This is a genomic window from Rhizobium sp. CB3171 (assembly GCF_029714265.1).
Taxonomy (GTDB): Bacteria; Pseudomonadota; Alphaproteobacteria; order Rhizobiales; family Rhizobiaceae; genus Rhizobium.
This window is the reverse complement of sequence record NZ_CP121652.1, coordinates 3,539,440-3,559,110: the sequence shown is the minus strand read 5'-3', so window position 1 is coordinate 3,559,110 and position 19,671 is coordinate 3,539,440. Positions and strand designations below refer to the sequence as shown.

At 60.6% G+C, this 19,671-nt stretch carries 21 protein-coding genes; 12 read left to right on the top strand and 9 right to left on the bottom strand.

Going from position 1 to position 19,671, the window contains the following annotated elements; genetic code table 11:
* Positions 1 to 44: 44 nt before the first annotated feature.
* The 5 genes from QA648_RS17245 to hslV form a co-directional block, all read right to left on the bottom strand.
* Entirely contained in the window at positions 45 to 2,048 is a 2,004-nt protein-coding gene (locus QA648_RS17245; protein ID WP_283048274.1) for a hydantoinase/oxoprolinase family protein, read from the bottom strand.
* An 87-nt stretch (positions 2,049 to 2,135) separates the two neighbouring features.
* Positions 2,136 to 3,530: a cytochrome P450 gene (locus QA648_RS17240; protein ID WP_283048272.1), complete on the bottom strand. Its 1,395-nt coding sequence runs from the start codon at positions 3,528 to 3,530 to the stop codon at positions 2,136 to 2,138.
* A 48-nt stretch (positions 3,531 to 3,578) separates the two neighbouring features.
* Positions 3,579 to 4,532 carry a DUF1402 family protein gene (locus QA648_RS17235; protein ID WP_104821481.1) on the bottom strand — a complete coding sequence of 318 codons (954 nt, stop codon included), beginning with the start codon at positions 4,530 to 4,532 and terminating at the stop codon, positions 3,579 to 3,581.
* A 168-nt stretch (positions 4,533 to 4,700) separates the two neighbouring features.
* Entirely contained in the window at positions 4,701 to 6,008 is a 1,308-nt protein-coding gene (hslU, locus tag QA648_RS17230) for an ATP-dependent protease ATPase subunit HslU (protein ID WP_104821480.1), read from the bottom strand.
* A gap of 43 nt (positions 6,009 to 6,051) precedes the next feature.
* Complete coding sequence (gene hslV, locus QA648_RS17225; protein ID WP_104821479.1) at positions 6,052 to 6,579, bottom strand: ATP-dependent protease subunit HslV; 528 nt, start codon at positions 6,577 to 6,579, stop codon at positions 6,052 to 6,054.
* 214 nt (positions 6,580 to 6,793) lie between these two features.
* On the opposite strand from hslV, the gene hisB reads away from it, so the two are divergent.
* The 7 genes from hisB to coaA are packed head-to-tail and all read left to right on the top strand — an operon-like array spanning position 6,794 to position 11,456.
* Positions 6,794 to 7,402 carry an imidazoleglycerol-phosphate dehydratase HisB gene (gene hisB, locus QA648_RS17220; RefSeq protein ID WP_104821478.1) on the top strand — a complete coding sequence of 203 codons (609 nt, stop codon included), beginning with the start codon at positions 6,794 to 6,796 and terminating at the stop codon, positions 7,400 to 7,402.
* 26 nt (positions 7,403 to 7,428) lie between these two features.
* The gene (locus tag QA648_RS17215; RefSeq protein WP_104821477.1) at positions 7,429 to 7,911 is read left to right on the top strand and encodes a DUF2628 domain-containing protein; all 483 of its coding nucleotides are present in this window, start codon (positions 7,429 to 7,431) and stop codon (positions 7,909 to 7,911) included.
* Between the two features lie 2 nt (positions 7,912 to 7,913).
* On the top strand, positions 7,914 to 8,564 hold the full coding sequence (gene hisH / locus QA648_RS17210; RefSeq protein ID WP_104821476.1) for an imidazole glycerol phosphate synthase subunit HisH: 651 nt from the start codon (positions 7,914 to 7,916) through the stop codon (positions 8,562 to 8,564).
* A gap of 25 nt (positions 8,565 to 8,589) precedes the next feature.
* Positions 8,590 to 9,339, top strand: coding sequence for a 1-(5-phosphoribosyl)-5-[(5-phosphoribosylamino)methylideneamino]imidazole-4-carboxamide isomerase (gene hisA / locus QA648_RS17205; protein WP_283048269.1), 750 nt, complete (start codon positions 8,590 to 8,592; stop codon positions 9,337 to 9,339).
* Positions 9,336 to 10,124 (top strand): imidazole glycerol phosphate synthase subunit HisF, encoded by a 789-nt coding sequence (hisF, locus tag QA648_RS17200; RefSeq protein WP_104821474.1) that lies wholly within the window; start codon positions 9,336 to 9,338, stop codon positions 10,122 to 10,124. The genes hisA and hisF overlap by 4 nt, the downstream gene beginning before the upstream one ends.
* A 15-nt stretch (positions 10,125 to 10,139) precedes the next feature.
* Positions 10,140 to 10,454 (top strand): phosphoribosyl-ATP diphosphatase, encoded by a 315-nt coding sequence (locus QA648_RS17195; RefSeq protein ID WP_104821473.1) that lies wholly within the window; start codon positions 10,140 to 10,142, stop codon positions 10,452 to 10,454.
* A gap of 6 nt (positions 10,455 to 10,460) precedes the next feature.
* Positions 10,461 to 11,456: a type I pantothenate kinase gene (gene coaA, locus QA648_RS17190; RefSeq protein ID WP_104821472.1), complete on the top strand. Its 996-nt coding sequence runs from the start codon at positions 10,461 to 10,463 to the stop codon at positions 11,454 to 11,456.
* A 3-nt stretch (positions 11,457 to 11,459) separates the two neighbouring features.
* On the opposite strand, the gene QA648_RS17185 is transcribed toward coaA, so the two are convergent.
* The 3 genes from QA648_RS17185 to QA648_RS17175 form a co-directional block, all read right to left on the bottom strand.
* On the bottom strand, positions 11,460 to 12,068 hold the full coding sequence (locus QA648_RS17185) for an alpha-ketoglutarate-dependent dioxygenase AlkB (RefSeq protein WP_104821471.1): 609 nt from the start codon (positions 12,066 to 12,068) through the stop codon (positions 11,460 to 11,462).
* A gap of 286 nt (positions 12,069 to 12,354) precedes the next feature.
* On the bottom strand, positions 12,355 to 12,789 hold the full coding sequence (gene arfB, locus QA648_RS17180; protein ID WP_104821470.1) for an alternative ribosome rescue aminoacyl-tRNA hydrolase ArfB: 435 nt from the start codon (positions 12,787 to 12,789) through the stop codon (positions 12,355 to 12,357).
* A 121-nt stretch (positions 12,790 to 12,910) separates the two neighbouring features.
* Positions 12,911 to 14,521 (bottom strand): phosphoenolpyruvate carboxykinase, encoded by a 1,611-nt coding sequence (locus QA648_RS17175; RefSeq protein WP_104821469.1) that lies wholly within the window; start codon positions 14,519 to 14,521, stop codon positions 12,911 to 12,913.
* A gap of 364 nt (positions 14,522 to 14,885) precedes the next feature.
* Here QA648_RS17175 and QA648_RS17170 point away from each other — a divergent pair, with 364 nt between their 5' ends.
* From QA648_RS17170 to QA648_RS17150, 5 genes are all read left to right on the top strand, one after another.
* A complete protein-coding gene (locus tag QA648_RS17170) occupies positions 14,886 to 15,617 on the top strand; it encodes a response regulator transcription factor (RefSeq protein ID WP_199773506.1) in 732 nt (243 codons plus the stop codon).
* 195 nt (positions 15,618 to 15,812) lie between these two features.
* Positions 15,813 to 17,606, top strand: a complete 1,794-nt coding sequence (locus tag QA648_RS17165) for a sensor histidine kinase (RefSeq protein WP_104821467.1) — start codon at positions 15,813 to 15,815, stop codon at positions 17,604 to 17,606.
* Positions 17,603 to 18,055: an HPr kinase/phosphorylase gene (locus QA648_RS17160; protein ID WP_283048265.1), complete on the top strand. Its 453-nt coding sequence runs from the start codon at positions 17,603 to 17,605 to the stop codon at positions 18,053 to 18,055. The genes QA648_RS17165 and QA648_RS17160 overlap by 4 nt, the downstream gene beginning before the upstream one ends.
* Positions 18,056 to 18,207: 152 nt before the next feature.
* Positions 18,208 to 18,609 carry a PTS sugar transporter subunit IIA gene (locus QA648_RS17155; RefSeq protein ID WP_104821465.1) on the top strand — a complete coding sequence of 134 codons (402 nt, stop codon included), beginning with the start codon at positions 18,208 to 18,210 and terminating at the stop codon, positions 18,607 to 18,609.
* A 19-nt stretch (positions 18,610 to 18,628) separates the two neighbouring features.
* Positions 18,629 to 18,904, top strand: a complete 276-nt coding sequence (locus QA648_RS17150; RefSeq protein WP_104821464.1) for an HPr family phosphocarrier protein — start codon at positions 18,629 to 18,631, stop codon at positions 18,902 to 18,904.
* A gap of 25 nt (positions 18,905 to 18,929) precedes the next feature.
* Here the strand turns inward: QA648_RS17150 and QA648_RS17145 are convergent, their stop codons facing one another.
* A complete protein-coding gene (locus tag QA648_RS17145) occupies positions 18,930 to 19,559 on the bottom strand; it encodes a glutathione S-transferase family protein (protein WP_283048263.1) in 630 nt (209 codons plus the stop codon).
* Between the last annotated feature and the right edge of the window lie 112 nt (positions 19,560 to 19,671).

Here is a 19,671-nt window from a genome sequence, read left to right as displayed (position 1 = left end):
CAATTTGGCAATAGTTCGAAAGATTTGTGCATTTATGGAAATAATCAGTCGGCAGCTATGCGCGGGCGGCCGCTGGCGGTGGCGATGAAGCGGGCCTCGACCAGCTTGCGATTGCCCTCGATCTCAGGCGCATCAACCTGTTCTTCCACGGCGATGACGGGATCTTCGGCACCATTCAAGCGCGCCTGCGCCGTCGCCACCTCGATTGCCCGCTGCCGCGCCAGAGAAAAAGTCTTTTGCTCGTCAGTGAACCGCAAGGTCTCGCCCGCGCCATTCAGCACATAGATGCCATCCTCGGGCATGGTGACGAATACCGTGGCGCTGGTGCGAACCTGGCCGACGACAGCACCGATCGCGTTGGCCACATCCGAATCAGCGGGAATGGCGCTGTCACTTGCCAGCATCTCGGCGATGGCAGGGTAATAGACGGGGGCGGAAGCGCCGAGGCCAACCAGAGGGCGATCGAGCGAAACGGCAAAACGGGCGATGCCCCGTGCGCGACGAAGCGCGCGGTCGATCGAGATCGATTTGGCCGGATCGAGATGGGTAACGCCGTCCTCCGCCAGGCAGGCGGCCAGGATCACGTCGGCGGACTGCCGGGTCAGGCGATCGACGATCTTTTGCGCCAGCTCCTCTATCGAGTCGGCAATCGGGCGGCCGGAGCCGTCCTTCAACCGCATTGCCAGCGCGAGACCCAACCGGGCGGCTTCCGCACTCCACTGGCTTTGCCGCCCAAGCACATGCATTGCGTCTGACGGCGTCAGGCCGCAGAGATGCACCAGGCCACGGGCAACCAGGCGGTCCAGGGTCGCTTTCTGCGACGTCGAGGTCAGAAGCTGGTCGAGCGGCAGGGGTACCCTGCCGATCTTGTCGAACAACGCCTGTTCCGACGGCTGCAAGCCGCTCGCAAGATGATCCGGTACGCCGGTGCGCACGGCAAAGCGGCCGGCGTGGCGGCCGAGATGCGGCGCACGAAGCTGCTGCTCCAGCACACCGATGACGGCCTGGCTGTGCACATGGGCTGCGAGGCTGAGTGGCAGCAGGCGGCGCGGCCCGAGTTCGAAGGCGGCGACAAGACCGCGATCGTTGATCTTTATCTCGGAATCGCCACCGAGACCATAGGTGCGCATGGCGACCGCTTCGACCATGGTGCGATAGCCGCCGACCACCGCACCGTCGGCATCGAGCCGCGGCCGGCCGGCCTCCATCACAGCGACATCCGTGGTGGTGCCGCCGATATCGGACACCACGGCATCGTCGAGGCCGGTCAGATAGCGTGCGCCGACAAGGCTCGCCGCAGGTCCAGAAAGGATGGTCTCGATTGGACGGAGCTTAGCTTCTGCGGCCGAGATCAGCGCGCCATCACCGCGCACGACCATCATCGGCGCCGCGATGCCGCGCGTGGCCAGAAACCCTTCGCAGGCGCCGACCAGCCGGTCGATCATCGACACCAACCGCGCGTTCAAAAGCGTCGTCAGCGCCCGGCGCGGGCCGCCAAGCTTGGAGGAGAGTTCATGGCTGCAGGTGACCGGCAGATGGGAAATCTCGCGGATGCAGTCACGCACACGGATTTCATGAGCCGGATTCCGCACAGCGAAATAGCCAGCGATCGCGAAGGACGAAACGCTCTTCGAAAGCTCCGGCAGCATCGCTTCGAGCGCCGCCAGATCAAGCGGGTTCTCGTTGCCATGGACGCTGTGTCCGCCGGGTACAAACACCACTGGATCGGTCCCCAGCGCCTCGGCCAGGCCGTCACGCTTCAGATCATCGGGGCCGAAGCCGATCATTACCAGTCCGGCGCGGCCGCCCTGCCCTTCGACCAGCGCGTTGGTGGCAAGCGTCGTCGACAGCGATACGAGACCGATAGCGGAAACGGGGATGGCCGCCTTGGCGATGACCGCATCGACAGCGCCGGCAATGCCGACGGCCAAATCATGCCGCGTGGTCAGCGATTTCGCCTTGGCAACAACGCCGTCGGTTTCATGGAAGAGAACGGCATCGGTATAGGTTCCACCGGTGTCGATGCCGAGCAGGAAATGAGATGTCACGGGGATATCTAACCTTTTGAACGGAAGGTAACTTGTTATTGCACCCTTCCCGCCTGGTCCGCTAGTTGCGAAACGGCAAAAACAATCCTACCGCCTCGTCACCCGCATTGGCAGCCCGCCTTGCGGCTGGGTCGTCAGCTTCTGCACCGGCCAGGGATTCGTCTGATCGGTCACATCGAAACGGAAGCGGTGCATCATGACAGCAAGGGCGATGACGGCTTCCTGAAGGGCGAAGGTGGCGCCGATGCAGACGCGCGGGCCGGCGCCGAAGGGCAGGTACTGGAAGCGATTGATCTTGCCGCGATTTTCCGGAAGGAAGCGTTCGGGCATGAAGGCTCGCGGCTTGTCCCAGTAAAGCGCGTGGCGATGCAGCGTCCAAGGCATGATCAGTACGGTGATCCCGGCCGGGATCTCCACGCGCTCCCCGCTTGGGCTTATCCATTCATCGTCAGCAATCGAGGCGCGGTTGATGGAAGGCGCTGGCGGATAAAGGCGCATCGCCTCCTCGAAGGCGGCACGGACATTCGGCATCAGGTCGAGCCAGGCGACGGGCTCGGCGCCGGTGGCGAGCACCTGATCAATTTCCGCTTCCATGACCTCGCGGATATGCGGGGTATTGGCGACGCAGTAGATCGTCCAGGCCAGCGCCCTCGCCGTGGTTTCATGACCGGCACCGATGAAGGTGAGGATGTTGTCCTCGATCTCCTCCATGGTCAGGCCGTCGGGGCCGGCCTTTTCCAACAGCAGCGTCAGGAAATCGTCGGGAGCGCTGGCGCGATCCCTGCGCATCTTGTCGAGCCGAAGATCCATCGTCTTGCGGACGATGCCGCGAAACTTGTCGAGCACCTTCTGGCCGCCGATGCGGGTAACGCGCGGCACCCAAGATGGCGCACGGAGAAGATCCATCGGATCGACGCGGCCCATGCGATGCAGAAGCTGGTTGACGTCATCGGCGAAATGGCCGCTTTCGGTGACGATCTCACCGGAGAACAGCGTTTCGGCGAGGATGGCGAAGGTAAGCTCGGTCATATCGATGGCGATGTCGAAAACCTTGCCGTCGCTGCCGGCCTCCTCGTATTTGCGAACATAGGCTTCGCTCTGGCTCAGCATCTGGCCGGCAAAGCCCTGGGCATGGCGCGGCGTGAAAACCGGCGCGACGGCCTTGCGCGAGCGCTTCCAGACCTGGCCTTCCGCCGTCAGCAGGCCGTCCCGCAGGATTGGCCGGAGCACGAGCTGGCGGATATCCGACATGCGGTAATTGGAGGCATTGTCGACCAGCACATGCTTGATCAGGCCGGGATCATTGACGATCAGCGTGTGCTCGCGAAAGAAGCGCGTCATGATCCATGGCAGCGTATAGGAAGGCTCACCCCATAATTCCAGCGGATTGCGCAGGATGGTGCGGATGATCGTCAGACGCGATGGCGGGACGGTACGCGGGGTCGGGGCTGGTGGGGAAAAGGCTTCCGGGATCATGTCCATGAGATCCAATCTCCTCGAAAACCTTATTTTCGCGACGGCTCCCGAAGTTTAAAGCAGCGACTTCAGATCGTCCAGCTTATCATTGATAAGCCAGCCATAGTAATTTTCCTCCGGCCAGACCGGTTGTCCGGCCCCACGGTTCTTGGCGGCGAGCGCTGCGGCCCGCTGGCGGGAATTGCCGACATTGTAGAGCGTCGCCGTGATGCCCGGATTGCCCGAAATGTCCATGCCGGCGATCGAACGGTAGTCATCGATCGACTTGCGGATCGAGGCCGCAACGAAGGCGAGCGACAGATCCGGATCCATGATGGCCTTGTAGACGCTGCCGGCGTCCTTTTCATCCAGCTTCGGAATGCCCGACGTGCTGCTGACGAGATCGGAGAGCTCCAGCGCCGTCAGCGGATTGACCTGGCCGAGGCCGAAGGTCTGGCCGGCATAGAAGGGCTGGAAGAACACGGCGCTGAAACGGTTGTCGGGGAAGGATTTGCCGCCGACCTTCTTGCCGCGGAAATCGCTTTCCCAGACATCTTCGCGGCAGGTCCAGAGGCTGTAGGAATCCCTCTTGCCCTTGCAGGCATCGAATTGCGGCCGGGCGACAAAATCATCGACGTCTTCGCCGTCATAGGCGAAGCGGAAGCTCTGGCCGGCATAGGAGGCGGCTTTGACGTAGTAGGACTGCAGGCCGTCATAGGCGTCGACATTATAGGTATGTTCGCCGACCAGCGCGCCGATGATGTGGATGGGATCGATGCCGTAGGCGCGCGCCGTCGACTTGATCTTCGACATGAGCTTGGTATCGGTCGCCAGCAGTTCGTGAACCTTCTGGTATTTGCGCTCGAAGGTCGAATTCGTGCCCTTGGTACGGCGCACGGAGGCACCAGGGATTGCCGGCTGCTCGGCGTTGCGGTTGCCCGGCGGCACCATGGCCGCTGCATCCGCATAGGCCGGAGTCCAGGAGAGGCTGACAACCGCCAGAAGAAGGGTGATCAGAATGCGTCGCACGATGGCTGCCCTGTCGAAGTTTCATCCGATGTTTCAATGCGGCTGCCTGACGGACAATCTTGGCCGAATAAAGCCATTCCCACGCAAAGAAGCGGGCCTTAACTAAGAAGTTAACGGCCCGCTGTCGAGTGCTTAATATGTCAAGATGCCGTCACCGGCTTAATTCCATTAGAGAATGAAGCGCGACAGGTCGGTATTGGTGGCGAGATCGCCAACATGTTCGCGCACATAGTCGGCGTCGATGGTCACCGACACGCCGGCACGATCCGAAGCGTTGTAGGAAATATCGTCCAGTACACGCTCCATCACTGTCTGCAGGCGGCGGGCGCCGATGTTCTCGACAGTGGAGTTGAGGTGCACAGCGACATCGGCCAAAGCGTCGATCGCGTTATCCGTGAAATCGAGCTTCAAGTTTTCCGTCTCCATCAGCGCCTTGTATTGGCGGATGAGGCTGGCTTCCGGCTCCGTCAGGATACGGCGGAAATCCTCTTTGCTCAAAGGCTTCAGTTCGACGCGGATCGGCAGACGGCCCTGCAATTCCGGCAGGAGATCCGAAGGCTTCGACACATGGAACGCACCCGAGGCGATGAAGAGGATGTGATCGGTCTTCACCGGGCCATATTTGGTCGCAACCGTGGTGCCTTCGACCAGCGGCAGCAGGTCGCGCTGCACGCCTTCGCGGGAAACGCCGGCGCCCATGCCGCCATCGCGGGCGGCGATCTTGTCGATCTCGTCCAGGAAGACGATGCCGTCATTCTCTGCGGATTGCACCGCTTCGCGCTGGATCGCCTCGTTGTCGATCAGCTTGTCGGATTCGTCGCGGATCAGTTCCTTGTAGGAATCCTTCACCGTGGTGCGCACCTTCTTGGTGCGGCCGCCCATGGCCTTTCCGAACATTTCGGACAGGTTGAGGACGCCGATATTGGCGCCGGGCATGCCGGGAATTTCGAAGCCGGGCATGCCGGAGCCCGTGTCGGCGACTTCGATATCGATTTCCTTGTCGTCCAGTTGGCCTTCGCGCAGCTTCTTGCGGAAGCTGTCGCGCGTTGCCGGCGAGGCCGTAGAGCCGACGAGGGCATCGAGCACCCGCTCTTCCGCGCTCATATGCGCCTTCGCCTGCACTTCGGCGCGCTTCTTTTCACGCACTAGGCCGATGCCGACCTCAACGAGATCGCGGACGATCTGTTCGACATCGCGGCCGACATAGCCGACTTCGGTAAATTTCGTCGCTTCCACCTTGATGAAGGGCGCGCCGGCAAGCTTGGCGAGGCGACGGGAGATTTCCGTCTTGCCGACGCCGGTCGGGCCGATCATCAGAATGTTCTTCGGCATGACTTCGTCGCGCAGATCGGGCTCGAGCTGCTGGCGGCGCCAGCGGTTGCGCAGCGCAATCGCCACGGCGCGTTTGGCCTCATGCTGGCCGACAATATAGCGGTCGAGTTCTGAAACGATCTCGCGGGGGGAAAAAGTGGTCATTTCGTGTGCTTCCCGTCAGGGCTAGAAACAATCAAGAGAGGAATTAGGCTTCGGAGTCGAGCGTTTCGACCACGACATTGTGATTGGTGTAGACACAGATGTCGGCGGCGATATCGAGCGCGCGGCGGGCAACGTCCTCGGCCGATTTGTCGGTATCCATCAGCGCGCGCGCCGCGGCGAGCGCAAAATTGCCGCCGGAGCCGATCGCCATGGCGCCGTGTTCCGGCTCAAGCACATCGCCGTTGCCGGTGACGGCGAGCGTCACTTGTTTGTCGGCGACGAGCATCATGGCTTCGAGGTTGCGCAGATATTTGTCCGTACGCCAATCCTTGGCAAGCTCGACGGCGGCGCGCATCAACTGACCGGGATATTGTTCGAGCTTCTTTTCCAGCCGCTCTAGCAGCGTAAAGGCATCGGCGGTCGCACCGGCGAAACCGGCAATCACGTCACCCTTGCCAATGCGGCGAACCTTGCGGGCATTGCCCTTCATTACGGTCTGGCCGAGGCTCACCTGGCCATCGCCAGCCATCACCACCTTGCCGCCCTTACGAATAGTTACAATTGTCGTCATATAAACACCTGTTTGCCCCCATTTTGGCGGGCTTTCTGCCGGGCCGCGTTTCGGCCCCGTCAAGCCCTATGTAAGAGGGCTTTTTACGATTGCAAATGCCCGTTATTTCGGAATGATGCATGTAAGCCGGCTAGATAAGTCTATACTGACTTAACTTCTGGATATTTGCCGATGTGCCTGATAAGGAACGGCCGTCAATCCCGATGGAGCAACCATGGCAGAGACCGCAGCGAGCCGCACGGCAAGCGTTTCCCGCAAGACCAATGAGACTTCGGTCTCCGTGTCCGTCAACATCGACGGCAGTGGCAAGTCGACGATTTCGACGGGCGTCGGCTTCTTCGACCATATGCTGGAGCAGCTTTCGCGACATTCGCTGATCGATATGGAGATCGACACCAAGGGTGATCTGCATGTCGACGATCACCACGCGGTCGAAGATACCGGCATCGCCATCGGCCAGGCCATTGCCAAGGCGCTGGGCGACCGGCGCGGCATTACCCGCTACGCCTCGATCGATCTCGCCATGGACGAAACGATGACGAAGGCGGCCGTCGATCTGTCCGGCCGGCCCTTCCTCGTCTGGAATGTTGCCTTCAGCGCCCCGAAGATCGGCACTTTCGATACCGAGCTGGTGCGCGAATTCTTCCAGGCCTTGGCGCAGAATGCCGGCATCACGCTGCATATCCTCAACCACTATGGCGCCAACAATCACCATATTGCCGAGACATGCTTCAAGGCCGTTGCCCGCGCACTGCGCACGGCAACCGAGATTGATCCGCGGCAGGCAGGCCGTGTGCCCTCGACAAAGGGCACCCTCGCCTGAGCCCCCGTCATGGGGAAAGTGAAGAGATGGCAAGCTATTTGATTTTGACGCCACCCGGAGGACCGGACAAAAACCAGGTGAGCACGCGCTTCATCCGCGACGGTTTTTCCTGGACCGCATTTTTGTTTCCGACACTATGGATGCTTTTTCACCGGCTGTGGCTGCAGGCCATCGCCGCCTTTCTGCTACAGGGCATCGCCCTGGAATTGATCCGCCGGCCGGAGTTTTTTGCCGCCGGCATCGCGATCCTGCTCGGCGTGCATGTCCTGGCTGCGCTTGAAGGCAACCACGCCGCGTATCGGAGCCTCGTTGCAGGCGGCTGGAAGACGGAAGACTTGGTTTCGGCGCCCAATCTGGCGACGGCCGAAGAGATCCATTTCACTACGACTGAGCCGAAGGCCGAGGAGAATATCCGTTCAAACGATTGGGATATCCCCACCTCTCCAAACAATAGCCCAAGCCGGGGCGGACCGTCTTTCGGTCTTCCCGGCTATGACGGAGGACGCTGATCATGCGCGTCGCGATTATCGATTACGGCTCAGGCAATCTGCGCTCGGCCACCAAGGCCTTTGAACGCGCCGCCCGCGAAGCCGGTATCGACGCTGAAATCGATCTGACTGACGATGCCGAGCGTGTCGCCACCGCCGATCGCATCGTGCTTCCGGGCGTCGGCGCCTATGCCGATTGCCGCCGTGGGCTCGACGCCGTTTCCGGCATGGCGGATGCGGTGATTGATGTCGTGGAACACAAGGGCCGCCCTTTCCTCGGCATCTGCGTTGGCATGCAGCTCATGTCGTCGCGCGGGCTGGAAAAGACGATCACGCAGGGGTTCGGCTGGATCAAGGGCGACGTCAAGGAGATGACGCCCGGCGATCCCACGCTGAAAATCCCGCAGATCGGCTGGAACACGCTGGATCTCAGACACCCGCACCCGCTCTTCCACGGCATTCCGACCGGATCGGAGGGGCTGCATGCCTATTTCGTGCATTCCTATCATCTGGCCGCCGACCATGCCGACGATGTCATCGCCACGACCAGTTATGGCGGAGCGATGACCGCCTTCGTTGGCCGTGACAACATGGCCGGCTCGCAGTTCCATCCGGAAAAGAGCCAGAAGCTCGGCCTCGCCCTGATTGCCAATTTTATGCGCTGGAAGCCGTGACGCTTCGCGCATTAAGGACAAAGACATGATTCTCTTTCCCGCCATCGACCTCAAGGACGGCCAGTGCGTGCGCCTGAAGCTCGGCGACATGGAGCAGGCGACCGTCTACAATCCCGATCCCGCCGCCCAGGCGAAAGCCTTTGAAGACCAGGGCTTCGAATGGCTGCATGTCGTCGATCTCAACGGCGCCTTCGCCGGCGAGACCGTCAATGGGGCGGCCGTTGACGCCATTCTCAAGGCGACGAAAAACCCTGTGCAGCTCGGCGGCGGCATCCGTACGCTCGACCATATCGAAAACTGGCTGACACGCGGGCTTGCCCGCGTCATTCTCGGCACTGTCGCCGTGCGCGATCCGGCGCTTGTCGTCGAAGCCTGTCGGAGATTTCCAGGCCATATCGCCGTCGGCATCGACGCCAAGGGCGGCAAGGTGGCGGTCGAAGGCTGGGCGGAAGCCTCCGAACTCGGCGTCATCGAACTGGCGAAAAAATTCGAAGGCGCAGGCGTGGCCGCGATCATTTATACCGATATCGACCGCGACGGCATTCTCACCGGCATCAACTGGGCTTCGACGCTGGAACTGGCCGATGCCGTTTCCATTCCCGTCATCGCGTCCGGCGGCCTTGCCTCGCTTGATGATATCCGCCGCATGATCCAGCCAGATGCCCGCAAACTGGAAGGTGCGATTTCCGGCCGCGCGCTTTATGATGGCCGGATCGATCCGACGGAGGCCTTGGCGCTGATCAAGGCGGCCAAGGCGAAGGAGATCGCGCAATGACCCTGAAAGCCCGCGTCATCCCCTGCCTCGACGTCAAGGACGGCCGTGTCGTCAAGGGCGTCAACTTTCTCAACCTCGTCGATGCCGGCGACCCCGTCGAAGCCGCCAAGGCCTACGACGCCGCCGGTGCGGACGAGCTGTGTTTCCTCGATATCACCGCCTCTTCCGACAACAGGGAGACGATCTTCGATGTCGTGGCCCGCACCGCCGAGCAATGCTTCATGCCGGTAACGGTCGGCGGCGGCGTGCGCACCATCGCGGATATCCGCAAGCTGCTGCTTTGCGGCGCCGATAAGGTCTCGATCAATTCGGCGGCGGTCAACAATCCTGATTTCGTCGCCGAAGCGGCCGACAAGTTCGGCAATCAGTGCATCGTCGTCTCGATCGACGCCAAGCGGCGGCGTACCGAGGCACTCGGCGGCGACAATATGAGCGCCTGGGAGATCTATACCCATGGCGGCCGCAACGCGACCGGCATCGATGCCGTCGATTTTGCCCGCAAGATGGTCGAGCGCGGCGCCGGCGAACTGCTCGTCACCTCCATGGATCGAGACGGCACCAAGGTCGGCTACGATCTGGAGCTGACGCGGGCAATTGCCGATGCGGTACGTGTGCCCGTGATCGCCTCCGGCGGCGTCGGCGATCTCGACGATCTCGTTGCCGGCATCAAGGAAGGCCATGCGACGGCCGTGCTGGCGGCTTCCATTTTCCACTTCGGCACCTATTCGGTCGGCGAAGCGAAGCACTATATGTCAGAGCATGGCATCGCCATGCGGCTCGATTAGGAAGGGATAGGACGGATGAGCGGATTTACCCTTTCCGACCTCGAAAGAATCGTCGACGAGCGCTCCAAGGCTTCGCCGGAGGAATCCTGGACGGCAAAGCTTTTCGCCGCCGGTCAGCCAAAGGCGGCAAAGAAGCTCGGCGAGGAAGCGATCGAAGCCGTCATGGCGGCGGTGACCGGCGATCGCGACAATCTCACCTACGAGGCAGCCGATTTGCTTTATCACCTTATGGTCGTATTGAAGATTGCAGGCATTCCGTTGCAGAATGTCATGGGTGAGCTCGAAAGGCGCACCGCTCAATCCGGCCTTCAGGAGAAGGCCAGCCGGTAGAATGCGATGACGATAGCGACCCAAACCCTGCCTGCGCACGAGACACTCGATATATTTGAGGCGAAAGCCTATTCGCCCTATTATTTCTTTTCTTCGGACGAGTGGTCGAAATTCAGAGCCGATACGCCGCTGACGCTGACCGCCGATGAAGTGACGCGGCTGCGCTCCATGGGCGACCCGATCGATCTCGATGAAGTCCGACGCATCTACCTTTCGCTATCGCGCCTTCTGTCCTCGCATGTGGAATCCTCGCAGATCCTGTTCGAGCAGCGCAATCGGTTCCTCAGTCTTTCCGACGTCGCCAAGACGCCTTTCGTCATCGGTATCGCCGGCTCCGTCGCCGTCGGCAAATCCACTACGGCCCGTATCCTGAAGGAATTGCTGCGCCGCTGGCCGTCGAGCCCGAAAGTGGACCTGATAACGACCGACGGCTTTCTATTTCCGAATGCCGAATTGCAGCGCCGCAACCTGATGCAGCGCAAGGGCTTTCCGGAAAGCTACGATACCGCAGCACTCCTGCGCTTCCTCTCGGCGATCAAGGCCGGGCAGCCGGACGTCAAAGCACCCTGCTATTCGCATCTCGTCTATGACGTGCTGCCGGACGAATACAAAACCGTCGACCGGCCGGATATCCTGATTTTCGAAGGCATCAACGTCCTGCAATCGCGGCATCTGCCGGCGGATGGCAAGATCGTGCCGATGGTGTCCGATTTTTTCGATTTCTCGATCTATATCGATGCCGACGAGCATCTGATCCACAACTGGTACGTCGCCCGCTTCATGAAGCTGCGCGAAACCGCCTTCCGCGACCCCAACTCCTTCTTCCACCGCTACGCCTCGATCACAGAACAAGAGGCAATCGCGACCGCCGAAGGACTGTGGAAGAACATCAACCTGAAGAACCTGCGCCAAAACATCCTGCCCACCCGCCCGCGCGCTGATCTCATCCTGCAGAAAGGCAGGAATCATCTGATCGAACAGGTGGCGTTGAGGAAGCTTTAGAAGTTACGGGTTCACCCGCCTTAAGGTTAGGTTTATCCGGCCGCCGTTTTTCAGCAGAGTCGAGGTCGCCGGATAGATGCGGTCGACGCCGTGGAAGCAAAGCCTGCCTTTTCCGCCGAGAAGGACAATATCGCCGCTGGAAAGCTTGAAAGATAGCGTACGATCATTGCGGTTAAGGCCGCCGACGCGGAAGAGGCAGGCGTTGCCGAGCGAGATCGACAGCACGGGCGCCGCCAAATCCTGTTCGTCGCGGTCTTGATGCAGGCCCATGCGGGCATCGTCATCGTAGAAATTAATCAGGCAGGCTTCCGGCGGCTTTTCATAGCCCGCTATATTGCTCCAGAGATCAAACAATTGTTGCGGAATCCCCGGCCAGGGCCTGCCAGTCACCGGATGGTTCTGCTGGTAACGATAGCCGCGCTGCTTGTCCGTCACCCAACCCAGCGGGCCGCAATTGGTCATGCGCACGGACATTTCCTTGCCGGTGCCGGGCATGACCGGGGTGTAAAGCGGCGCCTCGGCGACAACGGCGCGGATGGTCTCGACCAGCGCTTCCTGAGTGGAGCGGTCGAGATAACCGGGAAGATGGCGAATTCCGTTGGGTAGGAGCATCGATATTTTCCAAGATTGGTGATCGTTAGGGGAGTGCGCCATCGCCGCGTCTTTGTGCATGGCCCCTCACCCCCGCCCTCTCCCCGCAAGCGGGGCGAGGGAGCTTACCGTGCCCAATCCCAGTCTGTCACGAGTGGAGAGCTTCGTTGTCTCACTCTGTCGTCCCTTTTCCCTGCAGTGCGGCGAGAAGGTTGGGATGACGGGCCAGGCACAGAGCTACGGGCAACAACAGACTCGCCTGACAAGCCCCATTTTACCCAATCAAACCAAAACCGCAGCCAGAAACCTATTCGCCCCCGGGCTTGCCTCGCATCTTCTTGACCTCAGAGCGGCCCGATTTTTCCTTCAGGCGCCGTTCGATCGAGCCTTTGGTCGGCTTGGTCTTCTTGCGTGGCGGCGGCGGCGGTGCGGCGGCTTCGAGGATCAGTTCCTTCAGCCGCTCGCGTGCATCCTCGCGATTGCGATCCTGGCTGCGGAAGCGGCTGGCCTCGATCATCAACACGCCGTCTTTGGAAACGCGCCGGCCGGCGAGCCTCGCGGCGTTGGCCTTCACGCGGTCATTCAACGACGGCGAATTTGGAATATTGAAGAATAGCTGGACAGCTGTCGCGACCTTGTTGACGTTCTGACCGCCGGGACCGCCCGCCAGAACGAATTGTTCCGTCAGTTCCCATCCGGCAATGGTGATCCGGTCGTTGATGTAAAGCGCGTCGCTGGCCATGGTTCTCTCCGCGCCCGTCTATCCCATATTGACGCACGGTTGAAAACAGGCCGAGGGCAAAATGAAAAACCCGGCGGACCGGCCGCCGGGTTTCACGTGAGTCATTCCTCTGTGCGGCGGATCACTCCGCCGCGACACGCAAACCCGGCGCCGCGTCACGGACGTTGCCGTCGACGTGGTCCTCGAACTTGGCGAAGTTGGAGACGAACATCTGCACCAGCTTTGCCGCCTGCGCGTCATAAGCCTCGCCATCGGCCCAGGTGGAACGCGGATCGAGGATGGCGCTGTCGACCCCTTCGACCGCAACCGGCACGGCGAAGCCGAAATTCGGGTCGATGCGGAATTCGGCATTGTCGAGATCACCCTTCAAAGCGGCGGCCAACAGGGCGCGCGTCGCCTTGATCGGCATGCGCCGGCCCGTGCCGTAGGCACCGCCGGTCCAGCCGGTGTTAACGAGCCAGCAGCCGGCGCCGTGGCGGGCGATCAGGTCCTTCAGCAGGTTGCCGTATTCGGCCGGATGACGCGGCATGAAGGGCGCGCCGAAGCAGGTCGAGAAGGTGGCTTCCGGCTCGACGACGCCCTTTTCCGTGCCGGCGACCTTGGCGGTGTAGCCGGAGAGGAAGTGGTACATCGCCTGTTCCGGCGTCAGCTTGGCAATCGGCGGCATGACGCCGAAGGCATCGGCCGTCAGCATGATGATCGTCTCGGGATGGCCGGTCATGCCGGATTCCGAAGCATTCGGGATGAAATGCAGAGGATAGGCGCTGCGGGTGTTCTCCGTCAGCGAACCATCGTCGAGATTCGGCACGCCATGTTCATCAAGCACAACATTTTCGAGCACGGTACCGAAACGGCGGGTCGTGGCGTAGATTTCCGGCTCGGCCTCGGCCGACAGGCGAATGGTCTTGGCGTAGCAGCCACCTTCGAAATTGAAGATGCCGTTTTCACCCCAGCCATGCTCGTCGTCGCCGATCAATGTGCGGGTCGGATCGGCTGATAGCGTCGTCTTGCCGGTGCCCGACAGGCCGAAGAAGATCGCGGCGTCCCCATCAGGTCCGACGTTGGCCGAGCAGTGCATCGGCATGACGCCGCGTTCCGGCAGCAGGTAATTCAGGACGGTGAAGACCGATTTCTTCATTTCGCCAGCATAGGAGGTGCCGCCGATCAGGACGATGCCGTTGACGAGATCGCAAGCGATCACCGTTTCCGTGCGGCAGCCATGGCGCTCCGGATCGGCGCGGAAGCTTGGCAGATCGATGATCGTCAGCTTCGGCACGAAGCTTTCCAGCGCCGACCGCTCGGGACGAATGAGCAGGTTGCGGATGAACAGCGAGTGCCAGGCGAATTCGGTGACGACGCGCGTCGGCAGGGCGTAATCCTGGTCGGCGCCGCCGATCAGGTCCTGAACGAACAGGTCCTTGCCGTGTACATGCGCCAGCATGTCCTTGTGCAGCAGCGCGAAATGTTCTGGCGACATCGGCTTGTTGTTATCCCACCAGATTTGGTCTTCGGTGGTCGCGTTGCGGACAACGAACTTGTCCTTCGGCGAGCGGCCGGTGTGCTGCCCAGTCAATGCTCTCAGCACACCATGAGCGGTCAGATCGGCTTCGCGCCGACGAATCGCTTCCTCATAGAGATGAGCTTCCAAGAGATTATAACGAACACTGGCGGCGGCTCCCAGGCCGATCGATTCGAGTTCGGTTGCGGGATTACGGACGCCGAATTGCTCCATCGCTCTATTCCTCTACGTGGCCTCAGCCGTTAAAACTAAATAAAGCGTAGAGGCGTCTTTTTAAAAGCACAAGAGAGTAGAGCGAAAAATCTTTAATGATATCATGTATTTAATCGATTTAAATAAATTTTCATAATTTTAAATCGGTTGAATAGATACCAGCGAGACGTTTCGCCGCACAACCCGTGGTTAACTGTTTGTGTGTTCGGCAATCCGCCTCTTTATCTTTGCCACAATTTGTTCCACCTTTATCCCCATAAGCGCGCCAGGTTACCGCCAACCGAGCTGGCAAGCCACCTGGGAGCCACCTGGGGCTGGATTCCAAATCCGGGAGAGACGCGCACTGATGATGGAGACGAACACCATGTTGACAATCGCGCTCGTTGACGACGACCGCAATATCCTGACTTCCGTGTCGATTGCTTTGGAAGCCGAGGGATATAAGGTGGAGACTTATACCGACGGCGCTTCGGCGCTCGACGGATTGCTTGCCCGGCCGCCGCAATTGGCGATCTTCGATATCAAGATGCCGCGCATGGACGGCATGGAGCTTTTGCGCCGCCTGCGGCAGAAGTCCGACCTGCCGGTGATCTTCCTCACCTCCAAGGATGAAGAGATCGACGAGCTCTTCGGCCTGAAGATGGGCGCCGACGACTTCATCACCAAGCCTTTCTCGCAGCGTCTGCTGGTCGAGCGCGTCAAGGCCGTGCTTCGCCGCGCCTCCGCCCGTGAAGCCGCGAACGCGGCCAGCAGCGGCACAGCCGCGAAGCCCGGCGCCGCGCAACAGGCCCGCTCGCTGGAGCGCGGCCAGCTTGTCATGGACCAGGAACGCCATACCTGCACCTGGAAAGGTGAACCGGTGACGCTGACCGTCACGGAGTTCCTGATCCTGCATTCGCTGGCGCAGCGCCCTGGCGTGGTCAAAAGCCGCGATGCCTTGATGGATGCTGCCTATGACGAGCAAGTCTATGTCGACGACCGCACCATCGACAGCCACATCAAGCGGCTGCGCAAGAAATTCAAGATGGTCGATCTCGATTTTGATATGATCGAAACGCTGTATGGAGTCGGCTACCGCTTCCGCGAAGCGGCCTAGAGCCGGATGATTTTAGGTCGAATCGACCTAAAATCTGAATCCGCTCTGGAATCAAAGAACAGAGCATGATGTTGTCCGAAAACCGCTTACACTTTTCGGCATCATACTTGGATAGTTTACTGGACCGTGCGACGGGCAATGAAATAAGAGCATGCGGACAGGGTCGCCGATCCTGTCTTCGAAAGGGCCGCTGGCTTGGCACAACTGGTGCAAGATAGAGATATCGACGAGACGGAAAGCCCGAGCGACGTCAGAATCGCCCGCCGTCGGTGGACTCACCCTTTCACGCTGATCCGCCGCATCTTCGGCAATGCAGTCTTTTCGAGCCTGACGCGGCGTATCCTGTTCTTCAACCTCGCCGCCCTCGTCGTTCTCGTCGGCGGCATCCTCTATCTCAATCAATTCCGCGAGGGCCTGATTGATGCGCGCGTCGAGAGCCTGTTGACGCAAGGCGAAATCATCGCCGGCGCCGTCTCAGCATCCGCTTCGGTCGATACCAACTCCATCACCATCGACCCGCAGAAGCTGCTGGAACTGCAAGCCGGGCAGAGCATCACGCCCGTCCCGAACGACGAGGACCTGGAGTTCCCGATCGATCCGGAGAAGGTGGCGCCGGTGCTGACGCGGCTGATCTCGCCGACGCGCACCCGTGCCCGCATCTTCGATGCCGACGCCAATCTGCTGCTCGACAGCCGCCATCTCTATTCGCGCGGTCAGGTGCTGCGCTACGATCTGCCACCGGTGGAAGACGCGGCTCAGAACTGGTCGGACTGGTTCAGCGGCCTGCTCAACAAGATGCTGCAGCCGGGCAACCTGCCGGTCTATAAGGAAGCGCCCGGCGGTGACGGTTCGATCTATCCGGAAGTGATGAACGCGCTGACCGGCGTGCGCGGCGCCGTGGTGCGTACCACGGAAAAGGGCGAGCTGATCGTCTCGGTCGCCGTGCCCATCCAGCGTTTCCGCGCCGTGCTCGGCGTCTTGCTGTTATCGACGCAGGCCGGCGATATCGACAAGATTGTGCATGCCGAGCGCCTGGCGATCATGCGCGTCTTCGGCGTCGCGACACTGGTCAACGTCGTTCTGTCGCTGCTTCTGTCCTCCACCATCGCCAATCCGCTGCGCCGGCTTTCGGCAGCGGCGATCCGCGTGCGCCGCGGCGGTGCGAAGGAGCGCGAGGAAATTCCCGATTTCTCCGCGCGCCAGGACGAAATCGGCAACCTGTCGATCGCCCTGCGCGAAATGACGACGGCGCTCTACGACCGGATCGATGCGATCGAAAGTTTTGCCGCCGACGTCAGCCACGAGCTGAAGAACCCGCTGACATCGCTGCGGAGCGCCGTCGAGACGTTGCCGCTCGCCAAGAGTGACGATTCCAAGAAGCGGCTGATGGATGTCATCCAGCATGACGTGCGCCGCCTCGACCGGCTGATAAGCGATATTTCCGACGCCTCCCGCCTCGATGCCGAGCTTGCCCGCTCCGATGCGAGATCGCTCGATCTCGAAGTGCTCTTGCGCGACATGATCGATATTTCCCGTCAGGTCGGGCACAGCAAGAAGGCGGTCGAGATAGACTATATCGTCGACCGCAAGCCCGGCACGAAGACCAAGTTCACCATCGATGGCCACGACCTGCGGATCGGCCAGATCGTCACCAACCTCATTGAAAACGCCCGCTCCTTCGTTGCGAAGGACACCGGAAAGATCACGGTCAGGCTGACGCGAACGCGAACGCGTTGCGTCATCTATGTCGAGGACAACGGGCCAGGCATCCAGGCGGAAAATATCGACCGCATTTTCGAGCGCTTCTATACCGACCGGCCGGAAGCGGAAGGTTTCGGGCAGAATTCCGGTTTGGGCCTGTCGATCAGCCGGCAGATCGCCGAGGCGCATGGCGGGTCGCTACGTGCTGAGAATATCGTCGACGGCGAGGGCCCGGCGCTGCTCGGCGCCCGCTTCATCCTCTCATTGCCGGCCGAAACACCGGCATGAGCAGCAAAGCGACCAATGTCCACGGGACGGCGATCGTGATCGGCAAGACCGGCCTGCTGTTTCTGGGACCATCGGGCAGCGGCAAGTCCACGCTTGCCTTCGCATGCCTTGCCGCTGCCAAGCCGCTTGGCCTTTCCGCCACATTGGTCGCAGACGACCAGGTTTTCATCACGCAGCGTGAGGGCGCCATCATCGCCGAATGCCCGCCTTCGATCGCCGGACTAATGGAGATCCGCTACACTGGCATCGTCCGCCTTCCCCATGTTTCTGAGGCCGAAATGCATTTCGCCATACGCCCGGTCGATCCGGCAACGGCCGAGCGACTCCCTCCGGAAGACGAACAGATCGATGTGACTGAATCCATTCGCTTACCGCTGATCCGGCTGTCCGCGGCATTGGCCAATCCGCTTGCAGTAATTATGGCGAAAATCATCATCAGTTTGGATTAATCGGCCATTTAGGTCCTTGCAGGCGCCTAAATATCATATTTTAAGCTTGCACTTCGGCTTTTCATCGCCAAGATGTCCCCCCACCGGTGGACGACATTGCTGCATTGCGATATGGGCCACCTGTTTGCGTGTGCGATGGGAGCAGTAATATCATGATCGGACTTGTGCTTGTCACTCATGGCAAGCTGGCTGAAGAGTTTCGGCATGCCGTCGAGCATGTCGTTGGTCCGCAGAAGTTCATAGAGACGGTATGCATTGGTCCCGAAGACGACATGGACAAGCGCCGGCAGGACATCCTGCAGGCTGTTTCCGGCGCTGACGATGGGCACGGGGTCATCATCCTTACCGATATGTTCGGCGGCACTCCCTCGAATCTCGCGATCTCCGTCATGAATAGCGGTCATACCGAGGTTATTGCCGGCGTCAATCTGCCGATGCTAATAAAGCTTGCGGGCGTACGGGGCGACAACAACATGGAGAAGGCTCTGGTTGAAGCCTCCGAGGCCGGGCGCAAGTATATAAATGTGGCCAGCCGTGTACTCAGCGGCAAATGACGAGACAAACATCCCGCCCATGACGGAACTTTCCCGGGAACTTCTGATCATCAACAAACGCGGCCTGCATGCCCGCGCTTCCGCCAAATTCGTACAGACCGTCGAAGCCTATGACGCCACCATCACCGTCTCGAGGGACGGAACCACGGTGGGCGGCAATTCGATCATGGGCCTGATGATGCTTGCGGCAAGCCCCGGCTGCAGCGTGCTCGTCACCGCCAGCGGCACCCAGGCCGCCGAGGCACTGGATGCACTGGATCGTCTGGTCGCCGACAAGTTCGGCGAAGAGATGTGATCTCCGTCTCCGCGCTATGCATGCTTCAAGCGCCGGAATGCGGATCGATGCTGTAGGGATGCACGGGATAACCCGGACCAATGGCATCTTTGACACGGGCAGACCAGGCGGAGACCGCCGGGTAGTCGGTCAGCGGAAAGCCGCAATCCGCGGCACGGTGGCTGTAGGCGTAGACCGCAATATCGGCGATCGAAAGATCGTTCCCGACAAGAAACGGAAGACCGGCGAGGCTGCGTTCCAAGGCCGAAAGAGCGCGGACCGCGGCTTCGCGCTTGCCCGAAACCAAGGCCTGATTGCGTTCCAACCGCCCAGTCAGCGTCCAGAAGCGCAGCGAGCCGATGACTGGCTCGATGTGGTATTGCTCGAAGAACAGCCATTGCATGACCTTGGCGCGCTGGTAGCGGTCCGTTGGCAGAAAGGGCGTGCCTTCGGCGAGATAGGTGAGGATCGCGTTCGATTCCGCGATCGCGTTTCCGTCCCCCAGTTCGAGAACGGGGATAGCGCCCACCGGATTGAGCTTCAGGAAGGCGTCGGTGCGGCTCTCGCCCTCGAAAATCGACACAAGATGGCTGGTATATGGGATTTCGAGGAGCCCGAGCAAAACCCTGGCTTTCCAGCCGTTCTGCGACGGCAAATAGTCACGAAGCGTGAGCATGGCGGTTCCTTCGCTGTGAAAAGGCCGAGTTTGCTCGCTACAGTCGTCTGTGCAATCCGATTCTTGCAAGCCGGACGCAGCCAATGATCGCCTAGTTTCTGTAGAGCGGCGA